General features: G+C 73.4%; 6 protein-coding genes and 1 pseudogene. 5 read left to right on the forward strand and 2 right to left on the reverse strand.

What is annotated here, in order from left to right; all coding sequences use genetic code 11:
- Positions 1-32: 32 nt before the first annotated feature.
- Positions 33-1484, reverse strand: coding sequence for a MocR-like transcription factor YczR (yczR, locus tag E1262_RS08130; RefSeq protein ID WP_203453673.1), 1452 nt, complete (start codon positions 1482-1484; stop codon positions 33-35).
- Positions 1485-1547: 63 nt separating this feature from the next.
- On the opposite strand from yczR, the gene yczE reads away from it, so the two are divergent.
- From yczE to E1262_RS31665, 3 genes are all read left to right on the forward strand, one after another.
- Complete coding sequence (gene yczE, locus E1262_RS08135; protein ID WP_132102625.1) at positions 1548-2156, forward strand: membrane protein YczE; 609 nt, start codon at positions 1548-1550, stop codon at positions 2154-2156.
- Positions 2157-2167: 11 nt separating this feature from the next.
- Entirely contained in the window at positions 2168-3304 is a 1137-nt protein-coding gene (locus tag E1262_RS08140) for a cystathionine gamma-synthase (protein ID WP_132102626.1), read from the forward strand.
- 120 nt (positions 3305-3424) lie between these two features.
- Complete coding sequence (locus tag E1262_RS31665) at positions 3425-4438, forward strand: DUF4328 domain-containing protein (protein ID WP_132102627.1); 1014 nt, start codon at positions 3425-3427, stop codon at positions 4436-4438.
- Positions 4439-4525: 87 nt separating this feature from the next.
- Here E1262_RS31665 and E1262_RS08150 read toward each other — a convergent pair whose 3' ends face one another.
- Positions 4526-5497, reverse strand: coding sequence for a TIGR03557 family F420-dependent LLM class oxidoreductase (locus tag E1262_RS08150; protein ID WP_203453675.1), 972 nt, complete (start codon positions 5495-5497; stop codon positions 4526-4528).
- A gap of 106 nt (positions 5498-5603) precedes the next feature.
- On the opposite strand from E1262_RS08150, the gene ilvA reads away from it, so the two are divergent.
- Positions 5604-6833, forward strand: a complete 1230-nt coding sequence (gene ilvA, locus E1262_RS08155; protein ID WP_132102629.1) for a threonine ammonia-lyase — start codon at positions 5604-5606, stop codon at positions 6831-6833.
- 43 nt (positions 6834-6876) lie between these two features.
- A pseudogene (locus E1262_RS08160) lies at positions 6877-7132 on the forward strand (hypothetical protein); the annotation flags it as partial.

Raw genomic sequence — 7132 nt, forward strand, 5'->3', positions numbered from 1 at the left:
AACTGGACCGGCCGTGGCGTTCCCGCCGATCGTCAGGCGACGGCGTCGATGGGCTCGGCCGCCGCGCCGCCGTCCGCCGTCACCGTCCGGAACGCCTGCTCGAGCGCGTCGACGGCAGGTCCGAGCACGTCCGGGGGATGGGTGTACGGCAGCCGCAGCCGCCGCTCGAACGCGCCGTCGACGCCGAACCGCGGGCCGGCCGCCAGCCGGATGCCGTGCCGCTCCGCCGCCACCACCAGCCGGCTGGACACCGGGCCGCCGAGGTCGCACCACAGCACCAGCCCGCCGGCCGGCACCCGCGCCCGCCACGTGGGCAGCCGCTCGGCCAGCGCCGCGACGAGGGCGTCGCGGTGGGTGCGCAGCTCCGCCCGGCGCGCCGGCAGGGTCGCGTCGAGGCCGCCGAGCAGCTCGGCCGTCGCCAGCTGCTCGACCACCGCCGAGCCCATGTCGACGCAGGCCCGCACGGCGGCCAGCCGGCGGATCAGCGCGGTGCTCGCCCGCGCCCAGCCGACCCGCAGCCCGCCCCACAGCGTCTTGCTCGCGCTGCCGACCGTCACCGTCAGGTCGTCGGGCAGGTACGTCGCCAGCGGCGGCGGCACCGGCCCGTCCAGGGCGAGCTCGACCAGTGTCTCGTCGACGACGGTGAGCGTGCGGCTGCGGGTGAGGACGGCGCCCAGGTCGCGCCGCTCCGCCTCGGTGGCCAGCAGTCCCGTCGGGTTGTGGAAGTCGGGCATCAGGTAGGCCATCCGGGGCGCGGTCTGCCCGACGGCGGCCGCGACGGCGGCGAGGTCCCAGCCGTCGTCCGTCAGAGCGACGGGTACCGCGGTGGCGCCGTGCCGGCCGATGGCGTCCAGCGCGTTCGGGTACGTCGGCTGCTCGACCAGCACGCGGTCGCCCGGCCCGGTGACCAGCTGCAGGACCAGCGTGAACGCGTGCTGCGCGCCGGACGTGACGAGCACCTGCTCGGGCAGCGTGGGCAGGCCGCGCGCCGTCAGCCGGTCTGCGACGGCAGCACGCAGCTCCGGCAGCCCGAACAGGTGGTACCCCGAGCCCGGCAGGTGCCGCGGTAGCTGCTCGAGCGCGGCGTCGTAGGCCCGGCGCACCTGGGCCGGAGCCTCCGGCGCGGCGTGGGCGAGGTCCAGCAGGTCCGAGCCGTCCGCCGTCCACGGCATCCAGGCCGGACCGGCGCCGCCGGCGGATCCGTTCGTGCGCGACGGCGGCAGCGCGGTCCGGGTGCCCGAGCCCCGCCGGCTGACGGCGTACCCGCCGCCGCGCAGCTCGTCGTAGGCGGCGGTGACCGTCGTCCGGCTGACGCCCAGCGCCGCGGCCAGGTCGCGCTCGCCGGGCAGCCGGGTCTCCAGCGGCAGCCGGCCGTCGAGGACCAGCCGCCGGATCGCCGCCGCGACGCGGGCGTACGCCGGCCCGCCGGTCTCGGACCGGTCGCCGATCAACGCCGCCAGTTGCGGCCCTGTGACGGTGCGCACCAGTCCACTCTGGCACGATTGGCTATGGAATAACAGACCACTTTCGGTGAGGATGGTCGCGTGATGACGCGCCGCCTCTCCCAGCTCTTCGCCGGTCTGCTGCTCTACGGCTTCAGCATGGCCCTGCTCCTCGAGGCCGGCCTCGGGCTGGATCCGTGGGACGTGCTGCACCAGGGCATCGCCGAGCGCACCGGCCTCACCATCGGCACCGTGGTCATCGCGGTCGGCGTCCTGGTGTTGCTGCTGTGGATCCCGCTGCGGCAGCGGCCCGGCGTCGGCACCGTCGCCAACGCGCTGCTGATCGGGCTGGCCGCCGACGCGTCCATCTGGCTGCTGCCGTCGCCCGAGCCGCTGGCGGTCCGGATCGGCTTCATGGTCGCCGGCGTCGTGCTGAACGCCGTCGCCACCGCGGCCTACATCGGTGCCCGGCTGGGCCCCGGCCCGCGCGACGGCCTGATGACTGGGCTGGTCCGGCGCACCGGCCGTTCGGTGCGACTGGTCCGGACCTCTATCGAGGTGACGGTGCTCGCCACCGGCTGGCTGCTCGGCGGCACCGTCGGCGCCGGGACCGTGGTCTATGCGCTCGCGATCGGCCCGCTGGTCCATCTGCTGCTGCCGAAGTTGCAGGTCCGTGAGCCGATTCGCGTCGCCGCCGTGACTTCGGCGACGTAGAGTCGCATCTCGTGCACGGATTCGAGACGCGAGCCATCCACGCGGGCCAGGACCCCGACCCCACGACCGGGGCGGTCATCACGCCCATCTACGCCACCAGCACCTACGCCCAGGACGGCGTCGGAGGCCTGCGCGAGGGGTACGAGTACAGCCGCACCGCCAACCCGACGCGCACCGCGCTGGAAGAGTGCATCGCCGCGCTCGAGGGCGGCGTCCGGGGTCTCGCGTTCGCCAGCGGCATGGCCGCCGAGGACACCCTGCTGCGCACCGTCTTGAATCCCGGTGACCACGTGGTCATCCCCAACGACGCCTATGGCGGCACGTTCCGGCTGGTCAGCAAGGTCGCCGAGCGATGGGGCGTCAGCTGGACGGCGGCGCCGGTCACCGACGTCGCGGCGGTGCGGGCGGCGGTGCGTCCCGAGACGAAGCTGATCTGGGTCGAGACGCCGACCAACCCGCTACTCAGTGTCGCCGACATCACGGGTCTCGCGGCCGTCGCGCGCGACGCCGGCGTGCTGCTCGTCGTCGACAACACGTTCGCCACGCCGTACCTGCAGCAGCCGCTGGCGCTCGGCGCCGACGTCGTCGTCCACTCGACCACCAAGTACTGCGGCGGCCACTCCGACGTGGTCGGCGGCGTGCTGGTCGTCTCCGACGCCGCCCTTGGCGACGAGCTGGCCTACCACCAGAACGCCATCGGCGCCGTCGCCGGCCCGTTCGACGCCTGGCTGGTGCTGCGCGGGTTGAAGACACTCGCCGTCCGCATGGACCGGCACTGCGACAACGCCGAGCGGGTCGTCGAGCTGCTCGAGCGGCACCCGCGCGTGTCGCAGGTGCTGTACCCCGGGCTGCCCGGGCACCCCGGCCACGACGTCGCCGTCAAGCAGATGAGCCGGTTCGGCGGCATGGTCTCGTTCCGGATGGCCGAGGGCGAGCAGGCCGCCGTCGACGTCTGCAACCGGGCGAAGCTGTTCACGCTGGGCGAGTCGCTGGGCGGCATCGAGTCGCTGATCGAGCACCCGGGCCGCATGACGCACGCCAGCGCGGCCGGGAGCGCGCTCGAGGTCCCCGGCGACCTGGTCCGGCTGTCGGTCGGCATCGAGACCGTCGAGGACATCCTCGCCGATCTCGGCCAGGCATTGGGCTGACCCTTTCCCCGTGCGGCGTGGACCGCTGGTTCCTCTCCCTTGTGGGACTCGCCGCCGTCTGGGACCATGCGGTCGGCTTGGGGCTAGATTGAGCCGACGCCGCACCGATCGGGGGAATGCATGAGCTTCTACGACCACCCGGACCAGCAGCGGGGGAGCGCCCAGTGGACGCCCCCGCCGCCGGCCGGTGAGCCGTCCAGCCTGGGCGGCTTGCGCACCGCGCTGACGGTGCTGTTCGTGGTCATCTCGCTGGCCAGCGTGCTGTCCATCGCTGCGTACGCCGGCCGCATCGGCTACGTCGACGACGTCGTCGAGTCCGGCAGCATCGACCCGGGCCGGGCCGAGGACGCCGACGCGTTCGTGGGCGTTGCGGTGCTGCTGTGGGTCCTGCTGTTCCTCGCGATCGCGGCGGTGTTCATCGTGTGGCAGTACCGCCACGCGAAGAACGCCCGTCTCCTCGGCGCGCAGGGCGGCGTGAGCGGTCCCGGATGGGCGATCGGCGGCTGGTTCATCCCGCTGGCGAACCTCGTCATCCCGGCGATCAACCTCTACGGCAACGGCCGAGTCTCCGGCACCGAGGGACGGTACGGCGCGGCGACCGAGCGGCGCGGGCCGGCCGTCGTCGTGGCGTGGGCGGTGTGCTGGGGCCTCGCGGCCAGCCTGGAGCGCGGCGCCCAGGCCAGCATCCCCGACTCCGTGAGCGCGGACTACCTGGACCGGCTGCAGAGCGCCGACGGCCTCGCGCTGGCGGCGAACATCGGCTACATCGCCGCGGCGGTGCTGGCGATCGTCATGGTCCGCACACTCACGACGCGCCAGGAGGCAGCGCTTGCGGCTCGCACGGCGCTCGGCGGCGGGCAGCCGTACGCCGCCTGGCCCGCCGCCCCGCCCGGGGCGCCGTACGGGTACGGCCAGCCGCCGTCCCCGGGGTCGCCGTACGGGCAGCCGCCGGCCGGCCAGAACCCGCCGCCGCAGGCGACGCCGTACGGCTGGTCGCCGCAGCAGCCCGGCCAGACCCCAGCGGGCCAGAACCCGCCGCCGTCGCCGTTCGCCCAAGGCGCCGGCGACCCGGCGCCGTCGGAACCCGACGGCCCGCCGAGGCCGCCCGCCCCGCCGCCGGTGCCGCCGTCCTGACCCTGCCCATCCCGTGATCATGTTCGCTGGCGGCGCCTGAGCGACCGCCAGGGAACATGATCACGGGATGGAGGCGCCGGACCGGCGTCAGGACGCTGCGGCCTCGCGTAGTGCCGGCAGCACCTCGGCGCCGATGCGGCGGATGGTGTCGGCGGGGTCGGTGCTGGCCACCTGGATGGCGACGTAGTCGGCGCCGACGTCGTGGACGAGGGGACGGTAGGCCTCGGTGAGCTGGTCGAGGTCGCGGACGATGGTGTACTTGCTGAGGATCTCTTGCCGGTCCATTGCGTCGGCGCGTTCGCGCAGCACCGCGGGGTCGGCCGTTTCCAGTCGGCCGGGTGCGCGCAGGCCGCGCATGGAGACCAGCGCCTCCCAGGCCTCGTCGTCGTTGCCGGCCAGCACGACCCAGCGGGTCGCCATCACCGTGGTGTCCGCGCCACGGGCCTGCGCGGCCTCGCGGTAGGGGGTGATGATGTTCGCGACGGTCTCGGCCGGGTCCTTGACGCTGGTGATGAGGCCCTCGCAGGTCTCACCGGCGAACGTGGCGGACTTCGGGCCGCCGGCGGCCATCCAGACCGGTGCCCGCCCGATGGGCGGGCTGTGCAGCTTGGCCGTGCGGGTCTGGTAGTACTCGCCGTCGAAGTCCAGCTTCTCCCCGGCGAGCAGGCCATGCATGATGGTCAACGCCTCGCGCATGCGGGCGATCCGCTCGGCGTAGCCGGGGAACGTGTACCCCAGCGGCGCCTCGTTGATGGCTTCGCCGGTGCCGACGCCCAGGATGAACCGGCCGTCGGAGAGCCGGTCGACGGTGGCGGCGGCCTGGGCGATCAGCGCCGGGTGATAGCGGAACAGCGGGGCGGTGACGCTGGTGGCCAGCTCGACCCGCGACGTGGCCTGTGCGACCGCGCCGAACCACGACCAGACGAAACTGGCCGCCGACACGTCGTCGACCCACGGATGGAAGTGATCGGCGCCCGTGACCACGTCGAACCCCACCTCTTCGGCGAGGACGGCGTGCTCCACCAGCACCTCGGGCTGGTAGGACTCATGACTGCACAACCAGGCTAGTTTCACGTTCTCACTCAATATCTTGTATCTAATTGCGGCGAGAGGACCGTACCGGCCCTGAGGCGATCATAGGCAGCCGGGTGACAGGATCGTGGTCATGAGTACTGTCTCCATGGCGGACGTGGAAGCCGCGCGCGAGCTGCTGCGCGACGTCGTGCGACCCACTCCGCTCGAGGACTCCCGCTGGCTGGCCGGACGGGTCGGCGGCCGGGTTCATTTGAAGTGCGAGAACCTGCAGCGTGCCGGGTCGTTCAAGATCCGCGGCGCGTACGTGCGCATCGCCCGGCTGTCCGAACAGGAGCGCGCCCGCGGCGTCGTGGCGGCCAGTGCCGGCAACCACGCCCAGGGCGTGGCGCTCGCAGCCAGCATGCTGCACACCAAGGCGACGGTGTTCATGCCCGAGGGTGCTGCCATCGTCAAAGAGAAAGCCACCCGCGCGTACGGCGCCGACGTGCGATTCGCCGGCACCAGCATCGACGACGCCCTACTGGAGGCGCGCGCCTTCGCGGCTGAGACCGGCGCGGTGCTGATCCACCCCTTCGACCACCCCGACATCGTCGCGGGCCAGGCCACCGTCGGCATGGAGATCCTGGAGCAGTGCCCCGACGTCCGCACCATCGTCGTCGGCACCGGCGGGGGCGGCCTGACGGCGGGCATCTCGCTGGCCGTGCACCATCTGAAGCCCGGCGTGCGGGTCGTGGGCGTGCAGGCCGAGGGGGCCGCGGCATACCCGACGTCGCTGGCGGCCGGCCAGCCGGTCGCGCTCGAGCGGATGGCGACGATGGCCGACGGCATCGCGGTCGGCTGCCCCGGCGACGTCCCGTTCGCGATGATCCAGCAGTACGTCGACTCCGTCGTCACCGTGTCCGAGGAGTCGCTGTCGCGGGCGTTGGTGCTGCTCCTCGAGCGGGCCAAGCTGGTCGTCGAGCCGGCGGGCGGCGCCGCCGTCGCGGCACTGCTGGACGACCCGGGCGCGTTCGAGCCGCCGGTCGTCGCTGTCCTGTCCGGCGGCAACATCGACCCGCTGCTGCTGTTGCGCGTGATCCGGCACGGCATGGCGGCCGCAGGACGGTACCTGTCGCTGCGGGTCCGGGTGCCCGACGCGCCCGGCGGACTGGCCCGGCTGCTGGCCGAGCTTGCCGCCGTCGACGCCAACGTGCTCGACGTCGTGCACGAGCGCACCGGTGCGACGCTGTCGATCGACGAGGTCGAGATCGCGCTGCAGTTGGAGACCCGCGGGCCGGACCACTGCGAGCGGGTGCTAGCCAAGCTGCGTGAATCGGGCTATGCGGTTTCCATTTCGGGAGGCGGACTTGCCAATCTGTGAGGCGCACTTGACGTTTTGATAGCTCGGGTCCCACCATGGGACCATGAACACCCTCAGCGTGCGTGAGATCCTCGAGCAGGTGGCCGACGGCCGGCTCGACCCCACCCGGGCGGCCGTCCTGCTCGACCAGATCGAGGACGAGAAGGCGGGCGGGCCCACCGGCGCCGTCACCGTCGAGCCCGCCGACGCCGAGACGGCCGAACCCGTCGACGCGCCGGCCGGGGCCGCTGGGGCGCCGGCGGGAGCGTCCGCCGGTACGGCCTCCGGGGCGGGATCGGCAAGCACCGGGTGGGCCGGGA

Origin of the sequence: Jiangella aurantiaca, assembly GCF_004349105.1 — a bacterium.
GTDB classification, from domain to species: Bacteria; Actinomycetota; Actinomycetes; order Jiangellales; family Jiangellaceae; genus Jiangella; species Jiangella aurantiaca.